At 59.9% G+C, this 22,161-nt stretch carries 21 protein-coding genes; 7 read left to right on the plus strand and 14 right to left on the minus strand.

Annotation, left to right across the window (positions count from 1 at the left end; genetic code table 11):
- Nucleotides 1-30: 30 nt before the first annotated feature.
- The gene (locus tag CAF65_RS06060; protein ID WP_085715489.1) at nucleotides 31-2,265 is read right to left on the minus strand and encodes a DNA internalization-related competence protein ComEC/Rec2; all 2,235 of its coding nucleotides are present in this window, start codon (nucleotides 2,263-2,265) and stop codon (nucleotides 31-33) included.
- Between the two features lie 135 nt (nucleotides 2,266-2,400).
- On the opposite strand from CAF65_RS06060, the gene CAF65_RS06065 reads away from it, so the two are divergent.
- Nucleotides 2,401-2,916 carry a DUF2062 domain-containing protein gene (locus tag CAF65_RS06065; protein ID WP_085715490.1) on the plus strand — a complete coding sequence of 172 codons (516 nt, stop codon included), beginning with the start codon at nucleotides 2,401-2,403 and terminating at the stop codon, nucleotides 2,914-2,916.
- Nucleotides 2,917-2,987: 71 nt separating this feature from the next.
- Here the strand turns inward: CAF65_RS06065 and CAF65_RS06070 are convergent, their stop codons facing one another.
- The 4 genes from CAF65_RS06070 to CAF65_RS06085 all read right to left on the minus strand — a co-directional run bounded on the left by CAF65_RS06070 (nucleotide 2,988) and on the right by CAF65_RS06085 (nucleotide 6,156).
- Nucleotides 2,988-3,767 (minus strand): ABC transporter permease, encoded by a 780-nt coding sequence (locus CAF65_RS06070; protein WP_085715491.1) that lies wholly within the window; start codon nucleotides 3,765-3,767, stop codon nucleotides 2,988-2,990.
- A complete protein-coding gene (locus tag CAF65_RS06075) occupies nucleotides 3,764-4,696 on the minus strand; it encodes an ABC transporter ATP-binding protein (RefSeq protein ID WP_085715492.1) in 933 nt (310 codons plus the stop codon). Before CAF65_RS06075 ends, CAF65_RS06070 begins: the two co-directional genes overlap by 4 nt.
- 133 nt (nucleotides 4,697-4,829) lie before the next feature.
- Nucleotides 4,830-5,453, minus strand: a complete 624-nt coding sequence (locus CAF65_RS06080) for a glutathione S-transferase family protein (RefSeq protein WP_085715493.1) — start codon at nucleotides 5,451-5,453, stop codon at nucleotides 4,830-4,832.
- 43 nt (nucleotides 5,454-5,496) lie between these two features.
- Nucleotides 5,497-6,156, minus strand: coding sequence for a transglutaminase family protein (locus CAF65_RS06085; protein WP_085715494.1), 660 nt, complete (start codon nucleotides 6,154-6,156; stop codon nucleotides 5,497-5,499).
- Between the two features lie 252 nt (nucleotides 6,157-6,408).
- Between CAF65_RS06085 and CAF65_RS06090 the strand changes: the two genes are divergently transcribed.
- Both CAF65_RS06090 and CAF65_RS06095 read left to right on the plus strand, forming a co-directional pair.
- The gene (locus tag CAF65_RS06090) at nucleotides 6,409-8,856 is read left to right on the plus strand and encodes an acyl-CoA dehydrogenase (protein WP_085715495.1); all 2,448 of its coding nucleotides are present in this window, start codon (nucleotides 6,409-6,411) and stop codon (nucleotides 8,854-8,856) included.
- 74 nt (nucleotides 8,857-8,930) lie between these two features.
- Nucleotides 8,931-9,338, plus strand: coding sequence for a PA2817 family protein (locus CAF65_RS06095; protein ID WP_007991629.1), 408 nt, complete (start codon nucleotides 8,931-8,933; stop codon nucleotides 9,336-9,338).
- A gap of 59 nt (nucleotides 9,339-9,397) precedes the next feature.
- Here the strand turns inward: CAF65_RS06095 and CAF65_RS06100 are convergent, their stop codons facing one another.
- A complete protein-coding gene (locus CAF65_RS06100) occupies nucleotides 9,398-10,396 on the minus strand; it encodes a LysR family transcriptional regulator (protein ID WP_085715496.1) in 999 nt (332 codons plus the stop codon).
- Between the two features lie 89 nt (nucleotides 10,397-10,485).
- Between CAF65_RS06100 and CAF65_RS06105 the strand changes: the two genes are divergently transcribed.
- From CAF65_RS06105 to CAF65_RS06125, 4 genes are all read left to right on the plus strand, one after another.
- Nucleotides 10,486-11,112 (plus strand): hypothetical protein, encoded by a 627-nt coding sequence (locus tag CAF65_RS06105; protein WP_085715497.1) that lies wholly within the window; start codon nucleotides 10,486-10,488, stop codon nucleotides 11,110-11,112.
- A 637-nt stretch (nucleotides 11,113-11,749) separates the two neighbouring features.
- Nucleotides 11,750-12,973, plus strand: a complete 1,224-nt coding sequence (locus CAF65_RS06115; RefSeq protein ID WP_085715498.1) for a type II and III secretion system protein family protein — start codon at nucleotides 11,750-11,752, stop codon at nucleotides 12,971-12,973.
- A gap of 119 nt (nucleotides 12,974-13,092) precedes the next feature.
- The gene (locus tag CAF65_RS06120; RefSeq protein WP_085715499.1) at nucleotides 13,093-13,806 is read left to right on the plus strand and encodes a tetratricopeptide repeat protein; all 714 of its coding nucleotides are present in this window, start codon (nucleotides 13,093-13,095) and stop codon (nucleotides 13,804-13,806) included.
- Nucleotides 13,807-13,824: 18 nt separating this feature from the next.
- Nucleotides 13,825-14,100, plus strand: coding sequence for a DUF3613 domain-containing protein (locus CAF65_RS06125; RefSeq protein WP_085715500.1), 276 nt, complete (start codon nucleotides 13,825-13,827; stop codon nucleotides 14,098-14,100).
- A gap of 215 nt (nucleotides 14,101-14,315) precedes the next feature.
- Here the strand turns inward: CAF65_RS06125 and CAF65_RS06130 are convergent, their stop codons facing one another.
- From CAF65_RS06130 to cpaB, 8 genes are read right to left on the minus strand one after another with little or no spacing between them, the layout of a single operon-like run.
- Nucleotides 14,316-15,278, minus strand: coding sequence for a type II secretion system F family protein (locus CAF65_RS06130; protein ID WP_085715501.1), 963 nt, complete (start codon nucleotides 15,276-15,278; stop codon nucleotides 14,316-14,318).
- 30 nt (nucleotides 15,279-15,308) lie between these two features.
- Nucleotides 15,309-16,295, minus strand: a complete 987-nt coding sequence (locus CAF65_RS06135; protein ID WP_085715502.1) for a type II secretion system F family protein — start codon at nucleotides 16,293-16,295, stop codon at nucleotides 15,309-15,311.
- On the minus strand, nucleotides 16,292-17,734 hold the full coding sequence (locus tag CAF65_RS06140; protein WP_085715503.1) for a CpaF family protein: 1,443 nt from the start codon (nucleotides 17,732-17,734) through the stop codon (nucleotides 16,292-16,294). Before CAF65_RS06140 ends, CAF65_RS06135 begins: the two co-directional genes overlap by 4 nt.
- A 3-nt stretch (nucleotides 17,735-17,737) precedes the next feature.
- Nucleotides 17,738-18,958 (minus strand): AAA family ATPase, encoded by a 1,221-nt coding sequence (locus CAF65_RS06145; RefSeq protein WP_085715504.1) that lies wholly within the window; start codon nucleotides 18,956-18,958, stop codon nucleotides 17,738-17,740.
- Nucleotides 18,952-19,446 (minus strand): TadE/TadG family type IV pilus assembly protein, encoded by a 495-nt coding sequence (locus CAF65_RS06150; protein WP_085715505.1) that lies wholly within the window; start codon nucleotides 19,444-19,446, stop codon nucleotides 18,952-18,954. Before CAF65_RS06150 ends, CAF65_RS06145 begins: the two co-directional genes overlap by 7 nt.
- Nucleotides 19,446-19,925: a TadE/TadG family type IV pilus assembly protein gene (locus tag CAF65_RS06155; RefSeq protein ID WP_085715506.1), complete on the minus strand. Its 480-nt coding sequence runs from the start codon at nucleotides 19,923-19,925 to the stop codon at nucleotides 19,446-19,448. The genes CAF65_RS06150 and CAF65_RS06155 overlap by 1 nt, the downstream gene beginning before the upstream one ends.
- Before the next feature lie 8 nt (nucleotides 19,926-19,933).
- Nucleotides 19,934-21,280 (minus strand): TadE/TadG family type IV pilus assembly protein, encoded by a 1,347-nt coding sequence (locus tag CAF65_RS06160; protein ID WP_085715507.1) that lies wholly within the window; start codon nucleotides 21,278-21,280, stop codon nucleotides 19,934-19,936.
- Between the two features lie 58 nt (nucleotides 21,281-21,338).
- Nucleotides 21,339-22,154: a Flp pilus assembly protein CpaB gene (cpaB, locus tag CAF65_RS06165; protein ID WP_085715508.1), complete on the minus strand. Its 816-nt coding sequence runs from the start codon at nucleotides 22,152-22,154 to the stop codon at nucleotides 21,339-21,341.
- Nucleotides 22,155-22,161: the final 7 nt, after the last annotated feature.

The raw sequence follows: 22,161 nt of genomic DNA on the forward strand, positions 1-22,161 counted from the left end.
CGCATCCGGTCGGACCTTCATAACGCTCGGTTATTGGTTCAAGGGCGGCGGATCGCGCCAGAAACGCCGTTCCTGACGCATTGACCACGGCGGCTCGAAGCGCCCCAGTTGCAGACGAATGGCACCGTGTTCTGCACTGTCGTAGATTGCCATTCCACGTTTTTGATAACGCGCGATCACCGTGGGATGCGGATGGCCAAACGAATTGCCCTGCCCACGGGAGATCAGCGCACCTTTAGGTTGCAGGACATCCAGCAGGGCCCCGGACGACGAACTGCGACTGCCGTGGTGTGGCGCCTGCAGCCAGTCGGCGGGCAGGGCCAACGGACTATCCAGCAGGGCCCTCTCGGCGGCGGCATCAATGTCGCCACTCAACAGCAACCGTTCGCCATTGGCCTCGATCAGCAGGACACAGGAGTTCTGATTGCTGTCGCCGGCCAATGGCCAGTGCCAAAGCTGGAAATCGACTTCATCCCAGGTCCATTGCCGTCCACTCTCACAACGCTCGGCCTGCAACTCCACTGGCAAGTCTGACGGCTCACCACTGACCACCTGTTTCACCGGCAAGCCCTTGGCAATCGCCCGGGCTCCACCGGCATGGTCGGCATGGGCGTGGCTGATCAGCATCAGGTCGATGTCTTTCACCCCCAGTTTGCGCAACACCGGCAGTACCACCCGTTCCCCCTGGTCGAGTTCACCGAAACGCGGTCCGGCGTCATACAGCAATGTGTGATGCCGGGTGCGCACCAGAATCGCCAGGCCCTGTCCGACATCCAGTTGCCAGACTTCGGCCCTGCCTTCCTGCACCATCGGCCTGGGCGAAAAAACCAGGATCAACAGCATGGGCCACCCTAACGGACGCATCGGTACGCCGCGCGGCAGCAATAGCAAAAAAGCGCCAATGGCACCGATTGCCCAGGCCCATGACGGGACGGCCATGGGCACCCACGCGGGAACCTGGCCGGAGACGAGCCCCAATCCCCTGAACCACCCGTCGATCAAGCCGCCCGCCAACCACAGCAATTTCTCACCCACATAAGGCACCGGCAGTAACAGCGTCCCGAGCAACGCCGGTGGCAGTACCACCAGACTGATCCAGGGCACGGCAAACAAATTGGCCAGCGGCCCGCTGAGACTGATGGGCAACCCCAGTGCCAGTAACAACGGACACAGCCCGATTGCAATCAGCCACTGGGCGCGGGTCCAGGTTTGCCACCATCGCCATGGCCCCAACCGGCCGGCGAAGGTAAAAATCAAGATTGCCACGGCCGCGAAAGACAACCAGAAACCAGGCTGAAGACTCGCCAGCGGCTCCAGCAGCAAAATGCCATTAAGTGCCCACAACAGGGGCCGCCATGCACCGAGATGGCGGAACCGCAGACGCCACAACAACACCAGACCGAGCATCAGGCAGGCTCGTCGCACCGGCACCTCGAAACCGGCCAGCATCCCGTAACCGAGCGCAGCGGCGAATGCCAGGCCACACGCCCAAGGCAACCATGGCAGACGGTTCGGCCATAACCCAAAGCGGGCCAGGCCGGCGATCAGCAGATACACAGCTCCCGCCAGCAATCCGATGTGCTGCCCGGAAATCACCAACAGATGCACCGTGCCGGTGTCCTGCAATACCTGCCAGTCTTCGCGACTCAGCCCGGCGCCGTCCCCGAGCACCAGCGCCGTCAATGCGCCGCTTCGCCCCTGGGCATCCACCGCCAGCAAACGCTGACGGATGCCATCGCGCCAGGCCCATTGGGCTGGCGCAAGGCGTTCGCCCGCCTTGACCGTCCCGGTCGCCCCGATGCGTTGTGCCAGCAACCAGGCCTGGTAGTCGAAGGCCTGCGGATTGAGGAGTCCGACCGGGCGCTTGAGCTTGACGGCCAGGCGCCAACGTTCGCCACTGTTCACCGGCGGCCCGCCATACCAGGCCAGACGCATTTGCCGCGGCAGCCGGGTACGTCGAGACTGAATGTCGGTCAATTCGAAACGCACGACACCCTCGTCATGCCGGGGCAGACCTGTGACCCGCCCTTCGACCCAACGGGTTTCTCCGTCCAGCGCCGGCGGCAACCGGTCATCCAGCGCCCACTGCGCATTCGCGCAGGCCCAACTCAAACCGAACAAATAAAACGCCAGCGGATACGTCCTGAACGGCAACAACATCAAACCCGCCACCGGCATCGCCAGCCACAACCAGACCGGCGGCAATGCCGGTAAAAAACGCAAGGTCAGCAGACCCAACGCCAGCGCCATCATCCCTGTGCGCATAAGCCCGTCCTTGAGAGTCCCCCTCAAGGCTTAGCCCGTCCGTCGCACAGGCGCCGTTATCAATTGTCACAAAGTCTGAATGGGGCATTCATGGAATCCAGACATACTTGCCACCCTGACTGACCGAGAAGCCTTATGCCCCGGCGCTTATTCAAACGTTACATGCCAGACCCGATGAGTATCAGGGAACACAAGTCCTTACGCTTTCTCGGCACACTGTTGCATGACCCGAACCTCTGGCACCTCAACCGCCACTCCGTTGCCCGCGCCATGGCGGTGGGTCTGTTCGCGGCGTTCCTGCCGATACCGCTGCAGATGCTGCTGGCGGCAATCCTCGCCATCATCGTGCGCGGCAACATGCCGATTGCCGTAAGCCTGGTCTGGCTGACCAACCCGATCACCATGCCTGCCGTATTCTTCTGCACCTACCAGGCCGGCGCCTGGCTGATGGATGTTCCCGCCCGGCAGTTGCCGGACTCACTGACCTGGGAATGGATCAGGGGTGAAATCTCGACCTTGTGGCAACCGTTTCTGTTGGGCTCGGTAGTGACGGGGCTGGCACTCGGTGCGCTGGCCTACTTCCTGGTGATGGCTTATTGGCGCTGGTGGGTGGCCAGGCAATGGAAGCGGCGCAAGAAAAACCGGATGTGAGAATGCAAGACGGCCTCCACTTGGGAGGCCGTTTTTTGTGGCGTCAGGACTAAAGCTATCGCTGTAGCCCCTCAGGTACGCATCCCTCGCCCACTCACCAGCAACCGTGCACAACCGAAATACAGCACCACAGTCGCAACCAGCATGAAGGCGATGGCCACACTGATCCGGATATCCGATACGCCGAGAATGCCGTAACGGAATGCGTTGACCATGTGCAGCACCGGGTTGGCCAGGGATACGGTCTGCCAGAACGGCGGCAGCAAGGTGATCGAATAGAAGACCCCGCCCAGGTAGGTCAGTGGCGTCAGTACGAAAGTCGGAATGATCGAAATGTCATCGAAGTTGCGCGCAAACACGGCGTTGATGAAGCCCAGCAGCGAGAAGATCGTCGCGGTCAGCACCACCACCAGAATGGTCACGCCCAGGTGATGCACCTGCAAATGGGTGAAAAACAGCGACAGCAGGGTCACGATGATCCCCACCATCAAGCCACGCAGCACGCCGCCCAGGGTGTAGCCGATCAGAATGGTGTGCGGCGACAACGGCGAGACCATCAATTCTTCAATGGACCGCTGGAACTTGCTGCCGAAGAAACTCGACACCACGTTGCCGTAAGAGTTGGTGATCACCGACATCATGATCAGCCCCGGCACGATGTACTCCATGTAAGTGAAGCCACCCATGTCGCCAATTTGCCGACCGATCAGATTACCGAAGATCACGAAGTACAGGACCATGGTAATGGCCGGCGGCAGCAAGGTCTGCGGCCAGATCCGGGTGAAACGCCGGACTTCACGGTAAACGATGGTGTTGAGGGCAACGAGGTTGGCGCGCAACTCGGAACTCATACCGCCACCTTCGACAGATTTTTCTCCACCAGGGACACGAACAACTCCTCAAGGCGATTGGTTTTGTTACGCAGGCTCAGCACTTCGATATTCTGCTGTGCCAACTGGGTGAACAGCGCGGTGATGCCCATGGACTTGTCCACCTGGACTTCCAGGGTGTGGCTGTCGATCAGCCGGGACGGGTAGCCGAGCAACTGAGGTGCGGCTGGCAGGACCCCCTTGAGGTCCAGCACAAAGGTTTCGACATGCAATTGGCTGAGCAACTGACGCATGCTGGTGTTCTCGACGATGGTGCCGTGGTCGATGATGCCGATGTTGCGGCACAACTGCTCAGCCTCTTCCAGGTAGTGGGTGGTGAGGATGATGGTGATGCCTTTCTGGTTCAGCTCTGTGAGGAAGCTCCACATCGAGCGACGCAGCTCGATGTCCACCCCGGCGGTCGGTTCGTCGAGGATCAGCAGGCGCGGTTGATGAACCAGCGCGCGGGCGATCATCAGGCGACGCTTCATGCCACCGGACAGTGAACGCGAAGGCACATCCTTCTTGTCCCACAGGCCGAGTTGGGTCAGGTACTGTTCGGCGCGTTCCTTGGCGATTTTCGCCGGAATGCCGTAGTACCCGGCCTGGGTCACGACGATGTCGAAGGTTTTTTCGAACTGGTTGAAGTTGAATTCCTGAGGCACCACGCCGATGGAGCGCTTGAGCTGCGCAGGATTCCTGTCCAGGTCGTGACCGAAGATATTCACCGTGCCGCTGGTCTTGTTCACCAGGGTCGAGAGAATGCCGATTGTGGTGGATTTGCCGGCGCCGTTCGGGCCGAGCAAGGCGAAAAAATCACCTTCGGCGACATCCAGATCGATACCATTCAGGGCCTGGAAACCGTTGCCGTAGGTTTTGGTTAGCTGCCGGATGGACAGAGCGGAACTCATATCGGATTTACGCACCAAGAAGGGAAGAAAGGGTCAGGTAAGGGCGGGCGGCGCGCATTGCAACCACGTCGCATGAGCGCAATGGTGCTTGTCGCCGCCACACAAGTACAGTCAAGTGTGTCGATAGTGAGTATTAAGTCAACGCGGTCATGACAGCTTTGCGATACGCCGGACGCTGTTTCAATCGTGCATACCAGGCTTCCAGATGAGGCTGCGGCGCACGCTCGATCGGCATCTCGAACCAGGCATAAATGAAACTGCCCAGGGGAATATCGCCCATGCCGATCTCGTCTCCGGACAGGTAGGGCTTGTTCGCCAACGCCTGATCGGCCATTGCCAGCAGCGTGTCGCATTCCTTGATCGCGGCCTTGATGGCGGGCCAGTCCTGCTGGTCTGCCGGGGTACGCAGCACGCCCCAGAACACGGTACGGAACGGGCCGGCAAAGCTTGAGGTGGTCCAGTCCATCCATTTGTCAGCGCTGGCACGGGCTTGCAGATCCGCCGGATACCAGGCCGTGCCGTCGGCGTGGCGGGCCATCAGGTAACGTACGATGACGTTGGATTCCCACAACACAAAACCATCGTCCTCCATCACCGGAACCCGACCGTTGGGGTTCATCGCGCGGTACTCGGGCGTATCGACGACACCAAAGGCGCCACCGGCATCGATAGCCTCGTAGGCCAGTCCCAGTTCTTCGGCGGCCCACAATGGTTTTCTGACATTCGATGAGTTTTTCCGACCCCAGATCTTCAGCATGACCGCCTCTTTTTCGATAAGTGGGCAGGCAGCATACGCCGGATCAGGCACGACTCAAATCGCTCTGCATATCCCCCAGCAGCGGTTGCTGCTGCTCACCGAACAGGTGCGGATAGCATTTTTCCAGGTGTTCGAAAAAGAACGCCTCAGGTACGTCGGCGAACTGGCCGTGATCGACGAGGTACTCCATCAGCTTCGCGCCATCGCGGTTGAAGGGATGAAAAACACTGTCGTTGATCCCGTCGAATTCCAGCGGCGCCACATTGAACAGGTCGCAGAGTTTCCGGTTGAACGCTGGCGTCGCCTTGATCCAGCGATCCTGCAAATAAAACTCGGTGTAGCCGTGCATGGCGAACATGTCGCTCTTGAGCAACTCAAGCAGCCGTGGCGTCGACAAATGATTGCGCACATCCGCCAGGCCGATCCGCGCGGGAATCCCGCAATGCCGCGCCGCACCGGCCAGCAACGTGGCCTTGGGGACGCAGTAACTCTCCCCGGTCGCCAGTGCATGACTGCCGCGCAGGGTCTGCGGATCGCGACTGAATGTGTACGGGTTGTAGCGCACCGCTTCGCGCACGGCGTAATAGAGACTGATTGCCTGCTCAATCGGATCGCGACTGGCGCCACGGTGTTTTTCGGCGAACTCCACCACGGACGGATGGTCACTATCGATGAAGCGGCCGGGACTCAGATACTCGTGCATGAGAATAATCTCCTGGGGAAGCCCCGAGTCTAGCGAGAGCTTCAGCACAGAGATAACGACGTTTCGGCCAAACATGGGCGCTTTGCCGCTTACCCAAAAAACGCTTTTCCCACGTATGCGGCGGTCCGTCTGCCCCACGAAAATCATCCGGGGCTTTCCACGATTCCAATCACATCGCTGTGACCCGCCTGTTTTGCGGATGCCGTCTAAGCTCTGAAGGCTGGTTCGCCCTGGTTTCACGGAGGAATGAATATGCTGCTGTTGTGGATACTGGTTTTGCTGGTCGGAGTTGCTTGTTTGGCCCACCGCCGCATCGCCCCGCTGCCCACCCTGGCCATCGTGGCCGTCTATATCGTGGCAATGGGCGCTTTCAGCCGCGCGCCGGGCTGGTTGCTGCTGGTCTTCTGGGTCTTGATCGCCGCCGTCGCTGCGCCCTTGCTGCTGCCTGACCTGCGCCGCAAATTGTTCAGCGCACCGATGTTCAACTGGTTCCAGAAAACCCTGCCACCCATGTCGCAAACCGAACGCGATGCCATCGATGCCGGCACGGTCTGGTGGGACGGCGAACTGTTCAGTGGCCGGCCGGACTGGAGCAAACTGCTGTCCTATCCCAAAGCGCAATTGAACGAAGAGGAACAGGCTTTCATCGACGGGCCGACTGAAACACTCTGCGCCATGGTCAATGATTGGCAGCTCGGTCAAACCATGGACCTGCCACCCGAAGCCTGGACATTCATCAAGGACAACGGCTTTTTCGCCCTGATCATCCCCAAGGAGTTTGGCGGCAAGGGCTTTTCCGCCTATGCCCACTCGCAAGTGGCGATGAAACTGGCGAGCCACAGCGGCGACCTCGCCTCCACCGTGATGGTCCCCAACTCCCTCGGCCCGGCCGAACTGTTGCTGCATTACGGCACCGACGAACAACGCAATCATTACCTGCCACGCCTGGCACGTGGCGATGACATCCCGTGCTTTGCCCTGACCGGTCCACTGGCCGGTTCCGACGCCGGCGGCATGCCGGACTCCGGAGTGATCTGCAAAGGGCAATGGGAGGGTCAGGAAGTCCTCGGCCTGCGCCTGAACTGGGAAAAGCGCTACATCACCCTCGGCCCGGTGGCCACCCTCCTCGGCCTGGCCTTCAAGGCCTACGACCCGGATCACTTGCTGGGCGAACAGGAAGACCTGGGTATCAGCCTGGCATTGATACCGACTGACACCGCTGGTGTCGAGATCGGCCGCCGGCATCTGCCGCTGGGTGCCGCATTCATGAATGGCCCGAACTCGGGCAAGGACGTGTTCGTCCCACTGGAGTTCCTCATCGGCGGCCAGGAAATGCTCGGCAAAGGCTGGATGATGCTGATGAATTGCCTGTCGGTCGGGCGTTCGATCTCCCTGCCGGCGGTGGGCACCGGCATGGCCAAGTTCACCAGCCTGGTGACGGGCCAGTACGCTCAGGTTCGCGAGCAGTTCAATGTACCGATTGCCGCTTTCGAAGGCATTCAGGAAGCCATGGCCCGCATCGGCGGCAATGCCTGGATGATGGACGCCGCGCGGATGCTCACTGCCAACGCGGTGGACCTCGGCGAGAAGCCGTCGGTGCTGTCGGCGATTCTCAAATACCACCTGACCGAACGCGGCCGCGAGTGCATCAGCCACGCCATGGATGTGCACGGCGGCAAGGCGATCATCATGGGGCCGAACAATTATCTCGGACGCATGTGGCAGGGCGCGCCGATCTGCATCACGGTGGAAGGCGCGAACATTCTTTCGCGTAACCTGATGATCTTCGGCCAGGGTGCGATTCGCTGCCATCCCTTCGTACTCAAGGAAATGGCCCTTGCCGGCCGTGAAGACAAGGACCAGGCACTCAAGGAATTCGATGGCCTGCTGCTCAAGCACATCGGCTTTGCCGTGAGCAACGCCGCCAGTACGCTGGTGTTGAATCTTGGTTTCGGGCACCTGGAACACACCCCGGGCGACAAACTCAGCCAGGGTTACTTCCGCGCACTCAATCGTCAGGCCGCTGCTTTCGCCATGCTCGCCGACCTCAGCATGATGCTGCTGGGTGGTGAACTGAAACGCCGGGAACGTCTGTCCGCGCGGTTGGGTGACGTGCTGAGCAACCTTTACCTGGCCAGCGCCGCACTCAAGCGTTACCACGATCTCGACTCACCGCAATACATGATGCCGCTGCTGGCCTGGGCCATGGAGGAAAGCCTGGGGCAGGCCGAACGCGCCATGGATGAACTGCTGAGCAACTTCCCGAACAAGGTTGTGGGCTGCCTGTTGCGGGTGATCGTGTTCCCGTTCGGTCGCCGTCACAAAGGACCATCGGACAAACTCGCTGCCGAAGTCGCTGCATTGATTGGCCGCGCCAAAGGCGACCCTGCTCTGGAGGAATTGCTCCAGGGTTGCTATCGCCCACAAGCGAGCGACGATCCGGTCGGAGCATTGCAACACGCCTGCAATCTGTTGAGCGCCGCACAGCCGTTGCACAAAAAGCTGCACGTGGCACTCAAGAGTGGCCAGGTCAAACCGGTGGCCGGCGAGTCGCTGATCGATGCCGCGTTCGAGGCTGGCGTGTTGCAGCCGGCGGAGGCCCAAACCCTACGTGAAGCCGAGGCGGCCCGGCGCAAGGTGATCGATGTCGATGACTTTGACCAAAAGGCTTTGGCACTGGCCAAGGGAAAGGTCCGCTGATCCCTTCAAACATGTAAAAACGGGCGCAGGCGCTTTATACTCCCGCGCCCGTTTTGCTCTTGAGGACTTATCTCGTGTCCAACATCGTTGCCGATCATCTCGTTTTACTCGACCACCTGCGCAGCATTCTGGTCGCCGTAGGTGAGGCCGAGCAGGTTCCCGAAGAAAGCCATGCCTTGTTCCTTGAGCGCTTCGACGAACTGCTGGCGTCACTGCCGATCGATCCGATCGAAAGCCAATACCTTGGCCAGGACATCCTGACTCAAGTCATTTCCCGTTACCCGCAAATCGCCCACCTGATTCCACGGGATCTGCTGTGGTATTTCGCCGGTGACTGTCTGCACTACTTGTCCGATGAAGAAATCGACCTGTATCAGGCACTGGAAGAGCGCCGCTTCGAAGCCGAACAGAACGACGAACCGTTCGACTGGAATCAGGAAAAGCAGCTGCTGGCGTTATCGAACCAGGACAGCAAGCACTGATCCCCGAATGATTCATGCAAAAGGCCCGCATGGTTGAACATGCGGGCCTTTTTTTGTGTTCAGAACAACCCGTCACTCTCCGGCAGTTCATACTCCGACGGGGACCAACCCGGACCATTCGACCTGCCTGGCTTGCCCAACGTCGGCTCCTTCTCCAGACACTCCACCAGGTAATCGATCAGCACCCGAAGCTTGGGAGGCAGGTACCGGGTTGGCGAATGCAGCAACCAGGCGCCGCCGTGATAGGACGCCAGAAAGGTCCAGTCCGGCAGCACTTGCACCATCAACCCCTTCTCCAGGGCATGCCGCGCCGTGAAATACGGCAGGCTGCCAATACCGATGTGCTGCAACACCGCGCCATAACGTACGCCGGTGTGATTGGCCGCATACCGCCCACGCACACCGACGGTGACAGTCTTGTTGCCTTGCTTGAATTTCCAGCGCGCATCGCTCGGGGTTTCGCCCAAGTAAATGCAACTGTGGTTGAGCAAGTCATGGGGGTGAGTCGGCATGCCGTGCTCGGCCAGATACTGCGGTGTGGCGCAGAGCAAATGATCGATCGACAGCAACTGCCGCCCCACCAGCCCCGCAGGCGGCCGGTCGGTGATGCGAATCGCCAGGTCGACGTGATCGTCGATCAGATCGACCTGACGGTCCTCAAGCAACATTTCCACATCCACTTTGGGATAACGGCGCAAAAACTCCGGCATATGCGGATGAATCACGATCCGGCCCACCGCTTTCGGCACGCTGATACGCACCAGCCCCTCGGGTTCATCGGTGAACTGACCACTGATTTCCATCACTGACCGGGCGGCACTGACCATATCCTGGCAGCGCTTGAACACCTCCTCGCCGCCGTCACTCAGGCGCAGCTTGCGCGTGGTTCGTTGCAGCAACCGGGTCGCGAGCGCCTTCTCCAGACGCGAAATGCTACGGCTGACCGCCGAGGGCGAAGTACCCAACTGACGAGCCGCCTCCGAGAAACTGCCCGTCTCGACAACCTTGACGAAAATCGCCATTTCACCCAGCAGCGGCAGCGGAAGATTTATGCTCACAGCGCAACAGTCCTTTGATGTTTGCCCGGATTATCACGTATTTACCGGCTTTCTATAATAAAAGCAGATATTCAATACGAGCCTGGAATATGACGCTGCGCCTTTTTTTCCATAGTGATGAGCTCAAGGCCAACGTGGAAGTCCTGGAGTGCATCCCCCACGAAAACGAGTTTGCCGTGGTCTTGCGAGCGACCCTGTTCCACCCTCAAGGCGGCGGACAGCCTTGCGACACTGGCGGGATCGGCGAAAGCCAGGTGCTGCGCGTGCTCCAGGAGCCCGGGCGGATCATTCATTTCGTCGACCGACCGGTAAAAACCGGCATGACGCAAATCCGCGTCGACGAACAACGCCGGTTGTTCAACACGCGCATGCATTCGGCCGGGCATTTGATCGGGCACTTTGTACAAGCCATGGGCTGGATGCCGATCAAGGCGCATCACTGGCCTGGTGAAGGTCGTGTGCAATTCAAACCGGGTAACTCAGCGCAGGACATCGAGGCCCGGACAATTGAGCATGGCATCGGGCAGTGGATCGACCACGACCTGCCGCGCCTGACCTCACTGCGCGAAGGCGCCCGGGAGATCGGTTTCGGTGAACTGCCCGCCTACGGTTGCGGCGGCACCCATGTACGCAGCCTGAAGGATTTGGGTGCGGTCACGATCAACAGCCTTTCGCAAAAGAAAGGCACGCTGTCGGTCCACTACCACGTCGACTGAGCACAGGGCGCTCGTGAGAGCACCTGATTTTATCGATGCAAGCATTGCCTGGAACGCAAAAGGCCCGCTCAGTCAGACTGGCGGGCCTTTTTTTACTTCAGCGCAACCGGTCGACATCAGGCGGGCGCATTGCACTGCGACCCCGCCCACCCGCCTGGCTCCAGTCTTTGCACCAATGGTTTTCTTAAAATTCATGGCACTTTGGTTTGATTGAACTACCTTCAAACAATAAGAAGTCATGACGGCTCGAATTTCCACGTCAGCTTCAGTGATCAGAAAGCGGACTGGCAAAAGGAGTTACCTCACCATGATCCTGGCAGGCGTTTCCGGCTCTGTACCTTCATGGCCGATTACTTTGCGGGGGAACCAGGTTGGCGGGCAGTACCGTCCACAGGCGCGAGTATCGCTCCGACAGGCAGTCCAGGTAACCGGATCACTAAAAACCGTTTCAGCAAAGGTCGCTCGCTGTCCAGCCAGATCAGCGAATGGCGCCCGCTCGTGTGCAGCATGCAAGGAATAACGCCAGGGCCTTGAATAAGTGGTCTGGCGCATTGGGGGGGGATAGCCCGATCCCCGTGAAGTGATCCGAGACAACCAAGACTGCCTAAAGGCGGCCTATCCAGTGAGGATGTACTAAATGAGCCTTCATCCCGTGCCCGCTTTCAAGCGAATTATCCATGGCCTGTTCTGGGTGGGCCTCAGCGTGGATGCGGCTCATGCCGCGCCGGCCAACTGTCCGCAACTGGACAATTGGCCGACGACGTACGAGGTCGGCCAAGGGCTGCAGAGTGAACTGCGCAGCCCCGTTCCGGTAACGCAACTGGCGGTGGGTGACCCGAAGATTGCCGACGTGCAACCCAGCGGCAGCAACGCTTTCATACTCACGGGCATTGCGCCGGGGACCACCAGCCTTATGGTGTGGACCGCCTGTTCGAAAACCCCGCGCCAAAGCATGGTGTTCGTCAAGGGCAAAGCCACAGCGGCGCTGACCAGCGTGCCGTCGGTACCTTCCGACGACCCGCTGTTGCCGAGCCAGGTGCAGACCGATATCCGCTTCGTTGAAGTCAGCCGGACCAAGCTCAAGGAAGCCTCGGCCTCGATTTTCGGCATTCGCGGCAACTTCCTGTTCGGCTCGCCGAGAACCTTGCCCACCATCGGCGGCATTGTCACGCCGGTGATACCGGTGAACAACAACAACTTCAACCTCACGTTTGCTACCGGCAATACCCTGGTGGCGCTCAACGCGCTGGAAGGCAGCGGTTTCGCCTACACCCTGGCGCGGCCCAGCCTGGTAGCGCTCAGCGGGCAGAGTGCGAGCTTCCTGGCCGGCGGTGAAATACCGATTCCGGTGCCTAGTTCAGGTAGCGATAACGTGTCTATCGAGTACAAGGAGTTCGGTATCCGCCTGACCCTGACACCGACCATCGTCGGAAAAAGCCGTATCGCGCTGAAGGTGGCGCCGGAAGTCAGTGAACTGGACTTCACCAACGCCGTGAGCATCGCCGGCACGGTAGTCCCGGCCCTGACCGTGCGCCGCACCGATACCAGCATCTCCCTGGCCGACGGCGAAAGCTTCGTCATCAGCGGCCTGATCAGCACCCACAATGATTCCCAGGTGAACAAGTTTCCGGGGCTGGGCGATATCCCGGTGCTGGGCGCGTTTTTCCGCGACAACACCATCAACCGTGAAGAGCGCGAACTGCTGATGATCGTCACCCCGCATCTGGTCCAGCCACTGGCGGCCAATGCACAATTGCCATCATTGCCTGGCGAACAGCTGCGCAATTATGACCCGAACTTCTACCGCATGTTTTTCCTCGAAAATGGCGACTTCGACAGTCGCAGCGGGCTCTCGCAATGAACCGAAGCCTGAACCGGACTTGCCTCACCCTCACTCGTAACGGCGACGTTGAACGCTTGCCGGGCCAGCTGTATTGCCATTGGCCAGGCGTTCAACCTGTTGTCGCCAGAGGACCTTCGATGAAAGCAGTCATTGCAATAGCGGCGACATTGATGCTCGCAGGGTGTGCCAGCAATGGCACTGTTTCGCGGCCGGCCAGCTGTGCCAAGCCCGGTTCGGAGCAAGAACTGTCCCTGAACCTGGCCGACAACATGGCCGACGAAGGCCGTTTGTATGCCAGCCTGGCGAATCTGGAAGGTTTGCCCGATAACCTGGTCCAGGTTCGCCTGCGCAAGGCTCGCGTGCTGCGCTTGATGGGCCGTAGCGGCGACGCGCAGCCGTTGTACGAAAGCCTGCTCGGCACCTGTCTGGCGGCTGAAGGGGAACATGGCCTGGGCCAGTTGGCCGCCGCCAGGAATGATAACGCCAGCGCTGCCACTCACCTCGAACGTGCGGTGAAGATGGCCCCCACTGACGAAAAAATGCGCAATGACCTGGGGGTCGTCTATCTCAATCAGCGACGGATCCCCGAAGCACGCTTTGAGTTCATGACCGCCATGGAGCTCAAGCAGGCCAACACACTGGCGGCACTCAATATGGTGACGCTGCTGATCTACCAGGATAACTGGAAGGCAGCTGCCGAACTCGTGACCCGCGCCGACTTGAGCCCCAAGCAAGTCGCCGAGGCTCAAACCCGCGCGGAAAAACTCAAGGCCTCCGCCAAAAAAGTGGTGGCCGCCGAGGAGAATCGCAAGACTGAGGTAGCCGATGCCTCTTCCAGTGCGAACAAGTAGAACGTACGAGGAGTCAAGATGAAGACCAAAAGGCTGTTGATCCTGTACATGGCTTGCCTGTCCACCACTGCCTGGGCCATTGAACCGGGCCCCTCTTCGCCGTATCAACAAGGCACCGAACAGTGGTTGCAGCTGCAGATTCGCGGCGTGGTTGCCTCCCCTATACGGCAAACCGCTTCGGCCACCGAACGTGACCTGGCCATGCAGCGCTGGCTGAATAGCTTCAGCTACCCGATTCCGGAGTTTTATGACCAGGATCAAGCGGGAGATCTGAGCATCAGCGGCAGTAACTGAGGCTTATCGATGGGTGATCAGCTTCTGGCCCGGACCAGAGTAGCCTGGCTGCAAAGCCAGGCTTTTTGTCGTGTGCAGCAAAAGCGCTGGTATCTACGCACTATCCATCTGTGGACGGATTTCCCCGAAGCAGATGTGTAGATAATTGACAGGACAGTGCTGGTCAGGTTCGGGTGGCAAGGCTGTCGCACTCGACAGCCTCAAGCCGTTTGACCTCATCCGAAGGCTCTCAACACCCCGATCAGGGCTGGACCGATGGCAACCAGAAAGAAGCTCGGCCACAGGCAAAAAATCAACGGAAATATGAGTTTGGTACCGATTTTTGCCCCAGCCTCTTCCGCAGCCTGGGTGCGCCGGTCGCGGAACTCATCGGCATAGATACGCAGGGTGTCGGCCACGCTGGTACCGAAGCGGATGCTCTGCGCCAACAGGCTGACCAACCCTTGCACGTCATCCAGACCGGTGCGCACAGCCAGTTGCTTGAGTGCCTCGGTACTGGTAATGCCCGCGCGAATTTGCGCATTGACCTGTGCCAGTTCCTCCGCAAGCTCAACGTGGCTGACCGACATCTCCTCAGCCACGCGTTCGATGGTCGTGGGCAGGGCCAGGCCCGATTCCACGCAGACGACCATCAGATCCAGTGCATCCGGAAACGCGACACGCAGCCGGTTTTGCCGCGCCTCCTTACGCTTACTGACATACAGTGCCGGCAGCAGCCAGCCAATACCGACCGCCATGATCACTACCAACAGGCCGATCATCAATGTGACCTTGGGGATCAACGGCAACAGCAACAACGCAAGGCCGGCCAATGACAGCGGTAACATCAGGCGCACCGCCCAGTACATTTGCACCGCCGAAGAGGAACGGTAACCGGCATGCATCAACAAGGTGCGGGTTGCGGACGTCTTGGTCGACTCGACCGAAGAAAAGCGCTGGCCGACCCGCTCCAGCAGCAATTGCAGGTTACCCGGAGCCTCCTGCTCGACCGTATTGCCTGAATGACCACGCTTGATCAATGCCAGGCGACGTTGCACCGGGTCCTGGAGGCCAAACATCAGCAACATCAGGGCAACGACCGCAAACACTGTACTCAAACCGATCACGCTGATGAACAATATGCGCGCCAGTTCTTCGCTCCCCGTAACCCGACTGAACAACCCCAGTAGAAAGTCCATGAACCTGTACCTCCCGGTAGCGAATACCGCTTAAACCTGAATCCGGATGATTTTTCTGATCCAGAAAATCCCGATCAGCATGGCGACAAAAGCCCCGATGATCAGCTTATGGCCCGTGGGATCATTGACCAGTACAGGAAGGTAACTGGGGCTTGTAACGATGATTGCGATCGCCAGTACGAAAGGAATCGCCACCAGCACCCATGCCGACATACGCCCCTCCGCCGACAAGGTCTTGACCTTGCGCTGGAAGCGGAAGCGTCCACGGATCAGCCGACTCAGGCGCTCCAGCACTTCCGTCAGATTGCCGCCGGTCTCGCGATGGATGAGGATCGAGGTCACCAGCATCATCACCGTCATGCTCGGCATGCGTTCCAGCAGGCCGAGCATGGCCCGGCGTACATCGTTGCCATAGTTGATATCGGCGAAGGTCAGGCCGAACTCATGAGCGACCGCCCCCTGATGCTCCTCGGCGACCAGGCGCAGGGTTTCGTTGAACGGGTGCCCGGCACGCAGGGCCCGGCACATGGCATCCAGCGCATCTGGCAAACCTTCCTCGAACTGCGCAAAACGCTTGTTGCGATCACGCAGGATTTTCAGGACCGGGATCCAGGCCACCACAAAAGCCACCGCCAGCGCCATCCACCAAATAGCCGAAACCATCAGGACCAGGGTGCCAGCCGCAACGCCAAGAGCAAGCCCGAGCAATATCACCCGATAAGCACGATATTCATGGCCCGACTGCTCGATCAGCTGTGTCAGGTCCCCCATGAAAGGCAACTGCTCGAGCATCGCCTCAAGTGGCGACAAGCGCGTCAGGTACTTCTGCCTCAGTACCGTTTGCATGTTGGGTAGATGGTTGGCTTTCTCCAGTACATGCAAGCGGCTGCGGATGAGCTTGCGCATCTTCCCGGCCTCGCCGAATACCGGCACCGCCACGCCTTGGGACAGAAGAAAGACGGCAATAAACACCATGCCGAGGAACATCAGAATGAATTCACCAGGAATATTGTTCATGGCTGCCGTGCCTCCATCCACTCAGGCCTGAACATCGTCAACGGCAACTCGATGCCGCGCTTGGCCAGCACATCGCGGAAGGCGGGGATCATGCCGCTGGGCCGATAATCACCCAACACCTCGCCGTTTTCGCCCACGCCATGGCGCGCGAAGGAGAAGATTTCGGTCATGGTGATGATCTCGCCCTCCATGCCGTTGATTTCCTGCACGCTGACCAGCCTGCGCTTGCCGTCCTCCTGGCGTTCCAGCTGGATCACCACATCGATGGCTGAAGCAATCTGCTGACGCATGGCCTTGATCGGGAAGGTCGCCCCGGTCATGGAAACCATGTTCTCGATCCGGCCCAACGCATCGCGCGGGGTGTTGGCGTGGATCGTGGTCAACGAGCCGTCGTGGCCGGTGTTCATCGCCGTCAGCATGTCCAGCGCCTCGACGCCACGCACCTCGCCGATCACGATGCGGTCCGGACGCATCCGCAGGCTGTTGCGCACCAATTCCCGCTGACTCACCTCGCCACGCCCCTCGATGTTCGAAGGCCGGGTTTCCAGGCGCACTACGTGGGGCTGCTGCAGTTGCAGTTCGGCCGAGTCCTCGATGGTGACAATGCGCTCGTTTTGCGGAATGAAACTGGACAGGACATTGAGCATGGTGGTCTTGCCGCTGCCGGTGCCGCCGGAAATCAGCACGTTCATGCGCCCACGGACAATTGCCTTGAGCAGCAGGGCAATGGCCGGGGTCAAGGTCCCTACCTGGATCAGGCTCTCGGTATTGAGCAGGTCCACCGCAAAGCGCCGGATCGACATGCTCGGGCCGTCGATGGCCAGCGGCGGGATAATCGCGTTGACCCGCGAACCGTCCTTGAGCCGGGCATCCACCAACGGCGAGGACTCATCAATACGCCGCCCCAGGCTGGAGACGATGCGGTCGATGATGTTCAGCAAATGCTGATCATCGCGAAAGCGCACATCAGTGCGTTGCAGTTTGCCAAAGCGCTCGACATATACCGAGGCAGAGCCGTTGACCAGAATGTCGGACACGCTGTGATCAGCCAGCAACGGCTCCAGCGGGCCAAGGCCGAGCACCTCGTCGGTGATCTGCTTGATGATCAACTGGCGGCTGGAAGTACTCACCGGTGCCGAATGCTCATCGAGCAGGCGCTGGCAAATATCGCGGATCTGCCGCGCGGCCTCGGCCTGTTCAAGGGAGTCCAGCAAGGACAGGTCCATGACCTTGAGCAACTGCTGGTAGATCTTTTCCCGCCACTCGGCCTCCACCGGGGTGACCTGGCTTCTGGTTTCGTAAACAACATCCGGGGTTGCACGCTCCCACGCCATTATTTCCTCTGCCGGATCCGGCAGGTCGTCACCCGGCTGATTGGCCGACGACGGGGCGGTTTTACCGGACTGTTTGCGCAAGCGGTTACGAAAGTCGCTGATCATGGGTCACCCCCCGAAAAAACGGTTGAAGGCTCGTTTGAACACGCCTTTTTTTCCAGCCATCTGGTTGCCGAGCAGGTCATCGGCCACGTTGCGCAGAGCAACGGTGATCGCCGCCTTCGGCGCATGCACACCCAACGGCACGCCGGTGTTCTGGCTCTGGCTGACCAGGTTGAAGTCGTTGGGCAATTTCGACAGGTTCGTGCAGCGCAGCGCCTCGCCGATATCCTTGAGGTTGACCGCTGCCGCCTTGTCATAGCGGTTGACCACTATCTGCAATTGATCCCCGCGCACGCCCAGGTCTTCGCGAAGAATCCGCACCAGGGAGCTGGCATCGCGCAGATGGCTGACGCTCTGCTGCACCACCACGTACACCCGATCCGCCTGTTCCAGCACCGAGCCGGTGAGGTGGTCGATTTGCCGTGGCAGATCGATCACTACCCAGTCATAGCTGGCGCGAGCCAACTGCAACAAGGTGTCAAGTTGCTCGGGCTGGGCATCCTGCGGCAAACACAGCTCACCGGCCCGGCCACCCAGCACATGCAAGGTCGGGCTGAAGTGGCTGCAAAAACCCCGTAGCGCAACGCTGTCCATGCCGTCGATCTGATGCAACACCTCAAGATGGCTGTGGGTTTGCGCCACATCCAGGTAGTGCGTCACGCTGCCGAATTGCAGGTCCATATCCAGCAACAGGGTACTGCCTCCTCTCATGCTGAGCTGCTGAGCCAGGTTGCAGGCCAGCATGGTGCCGCCGGAACCGCCCTTGGAGCTGGTCACGGCGATCAGTTTTCCTTCTGTACCACTGCCGGTCCGAACCTCCATGACCAGCCGATTCAAGGCGGCCACCAGTTCCGTCTCGGCAACGGGCTCCGGAAGCACGTCACGGGCGCCGGCCTGCATCGCCAGACGCATGCCTTCCTGTTCGCTCAGCAGCCCGCAGATCAGCATCGGCGGACGCTCATGGGCCGGGCGCTGCAACAGTGCCGCCAGCTCCTCGCGCCACAGGTGGCTGACACGCAACAGCAACAGATCGGGCATCCGCTCCAGGCCATAGAGCGGGTCGACATGTCCATTGCTCACCAGGCGGGTGCTCACCTCCAGGCTGGGCATGCGTTGGCAGACGCTCTGCAGGTCGCGCAACGACGTGGCATCACGGCTGCTGATCAGTAACCTGAGCCCCGCTTTTCCGGTCGAAGCAGAGAGTGGAGTGTCCTTGGTATTCAGCATGGCGTGATCTCCCCGGAATCGGAATGACGCCCGAGGCTTTCGCGTGGCAACGTTGCCCTGAATGCAGGCAAGGTAATGGGCACACCGAACCCGGGAATGAACAGATTGAAAACGAAGTTTTGCAGACTTAACTGGACATAGCGGATGGCACGGAAGCCATTGGCCCCACTCGTATCGGCAGGGTTTGCCACCACAGCACCGTTTGCGTCCAGATAGCTCAGCGTCAGGTTGGTGGTGGCCAGATTGCCGATCAGTTGGCTCGTACCCGCATCGCCCGCGGCATTGAAGATCGCCCGCCGCAACACCACCGGATCGCTGATATTGCACACCGCCGCCAGGCGCGTGCCACGGCGCACGGCTTCATCCAGTGCATTGACCGTAAAGTACAGGCGGCCCATTTCCACTACACCGAACAACAGTGTGAACACCAGCAGACCAATGATGGCGAACTCCACCGTATAGGTGCCGCGCATATGTTTTCTGTTCATCACAGTGCCCTCATCACGGTAGTGGCAACCAGCGGAATGCTCAGTGCAATCGAGTTGCCTACAAAACCGGGAAGTGATCCGGTGCAATTGCCACCGCCAATCACAGGGCAAAACGTGTAAGTGATGGTGACCCGCACATGGTCGGTGCCCACCGCGGCAACGACCACATTGCCAGTCGTCAACCCTGACACCACCGCGGTCCCGGTGTTGGCAGGTACGCCATACACCGCAACGTTTTTCGTCTGGGTCAGTAACGTACTGCTCAGGGAAACCATGCCAAGCGTCGAGTTCCATGCCTGACTGGCGACAAAACGGTCGGCATCGCGACTGGCCTGCAGCAATACGTTGTACTGATAGAGCATGCGGCCAAACTCGCCGAAAGCCAGCATCATCAACAGCAACACCGGCAGGACCAGGGTGAATTCCACCATGGCCAGGCCTTGCTGGCGCTGCCGACTTTTAAATCCATGAACTCTCATGACGCCCCCTAAGAGTCAGTGCTCGGAGTACCGCTGCCGTTGAGATAGGTTTTGTACAGCTGGATGATCTGCGGGCCGGAATCGGTCGACGGCGAGGGGCCGGCCACGTTGTCGCCTTCGCATTCGCGCACAAACTGGCCGAAAATCTGCGCTTGCGTGCCGCCGCCATCCATAGGCTGCACCACGAAATAGCAGCCAAAGCCCAGGACAGGGATGGTGGTTGAACCACCCTGTTTGCCAGTGCAGTTGCCAACGACAATTTTCAGCATCCGACGCTCGAAGACTCCTCCGCTCTGACAACCACTTCCGGACCCCGCCACACAGGCGGCAACGCTTGCCTTCCAGTCGTTGTAGTCCAGTATCGCGTTACTACCCGCGGTGAGATTGCCATTACTCGAGGTGACGGGTTGTCCTTTGTAGAGCGTCTGCGCCGGGGTGACCGAGTCGTTGTAAGTGATCGCTGGACTGCTCGACGACGTCACCATGTCTGGCGGATAGTTCGAGGCACTGACCGGGCCGTTGTAGATGCCGAAGCGCGTATTCAAGCCTTGGGACGCAGGGCCGACAGTGTTGCCGGGTGAGGTCTGGACAGTCTCCCCCACATTGCGGCAGACCGTGCCGCCACCGGCCAGGTCTTCTCTGACCGAACTGCCGCCCGAACCGAAATCGAGCAATTGAAAGTTGCCAGGGCCGATGGGGGACGAATTGTTGGCCGCTGACTTCAATACCTGCAAATCACCAAACTGGAAACCCCAGAACATGCCTGCGGCCGGGTTGTATTGTGTCGAGTCGCCACAGATCATCAACGGAGCGACATCGCATGGGTTGGTCGGGCTGGGACCCGCGGTGGCGATCGCCGCCACTGCCTTGGTTCCCAGGCCGCCAGTGCCGAAGACCTGGGCGAAATTCCAGAAAAATCCGGTCAGGCCAAAGCTCGGTACCGACACCCGAACGTACTTGGCATTCGCCGGCCCGGGATAGGAGAACGGGCCATAGACGCTGCTTGCCAGTTCCACCACTGCAAATGCAGCAGCGTTACCGCCCACAGCCGTGGCCAGTTCGTTGTTGCCCGTGGCATTGGCATTCTGTACCAGCGTATTCAGCGCGGCGGTCTTCGTAGTGCTGGCACTGTTGCTGGCACCCGCCACCTGACTCAGGGTTTTGGCGCCACTCAGGGCGGCGGCATCCACCGCATTCTGCAGGCGCGTTTTGTTCAGCATCAGATGCCCGCCGTCCAGAGCCAGCGCGGCCATCATGCCCATCACCGCCAACGCGATCACCATCAAAACACTCACCGATCCTTCCTGGCGCCTTGCCGTCGAAGTGAACGGCCGCTGAATACGAAGATTCATCATCAAGCCCTCGATTGGCGATACTGATCCGGGCCGGCTCTGCCATTACCCTTGTGCCTTGTCAGCGAATGTTGACTACTTTGGCTTCGATCCCGCGGATCACGGTGATACCTCCACCCCCGCCATTGCTGCGCTGTACCATGGGTTTTGGCGTCTCGGTGGTGGCCATAGCCATGGCCGCCGGAGCGGGGGCAGCAGGTGCAACGGCCGGGCTTTTCTTCTCGAGGTTCAGTGGATTACGCAGCGCCAGTTGCAACTTGCCTTCCGTCTGCGCCGTTACCAGGGCTTCCGCTTCAGCGGCCGACATCTCCAGGGTCACTGCGCGCACCACGACCGGTTGGGTCTTGTCGGTACCTGCGGTCTGATCCACTGCCAACACCCGCAAGTTCTCGAGGATGGTCCTGGACGTGGCGTTGTTACTGCCGGCATTGGTGGTTTTGGTCGCCAATACATCGACCCGGTTACCCGGCAGCAGGAAACCGCCCACGCCCACTACATCGTCCACCCGTACCGATATGGCGCGTTTGTCAGGATCAATCAGGGAAGCCAGGGTGCTGCCCCCCAGGTGCTCGCTCAGACGCGCACCACGCACGATGTCGCCCCGCAGAATGTCGAACGTTGCGATCTTGCCCACGGCTTTTTCGCTGGCATCGAAGGCATCGTCCGGGATCGTATCCATGGGCATGCGTACGGTCGTGACCTGCTGGGCCTCGACCATCTGCCCGAATGGAATCTCTACCGTGGCGACCACCACGTTTCGAAGGTGGTCATCCGGGCTGGCATTGAGCCGCGCACTCAGCCAGGAGTCGGCCATCCATGCAGCGCCAAGGCCCATGGCCAGAGAAACGCCTATCAGGGTCAGCGTACGAGAGCTCATGTCAGTA

It is taken from the genome of Pseudomonas sp. B28(2017) (assembly GCF_002113025.1).
Classification (GTDB): Bacteria; Pseudomonadota; Gammaproteobacteria; order Pseudomonadales; family Pseudomonadaceae; genus Aquipseudomonas.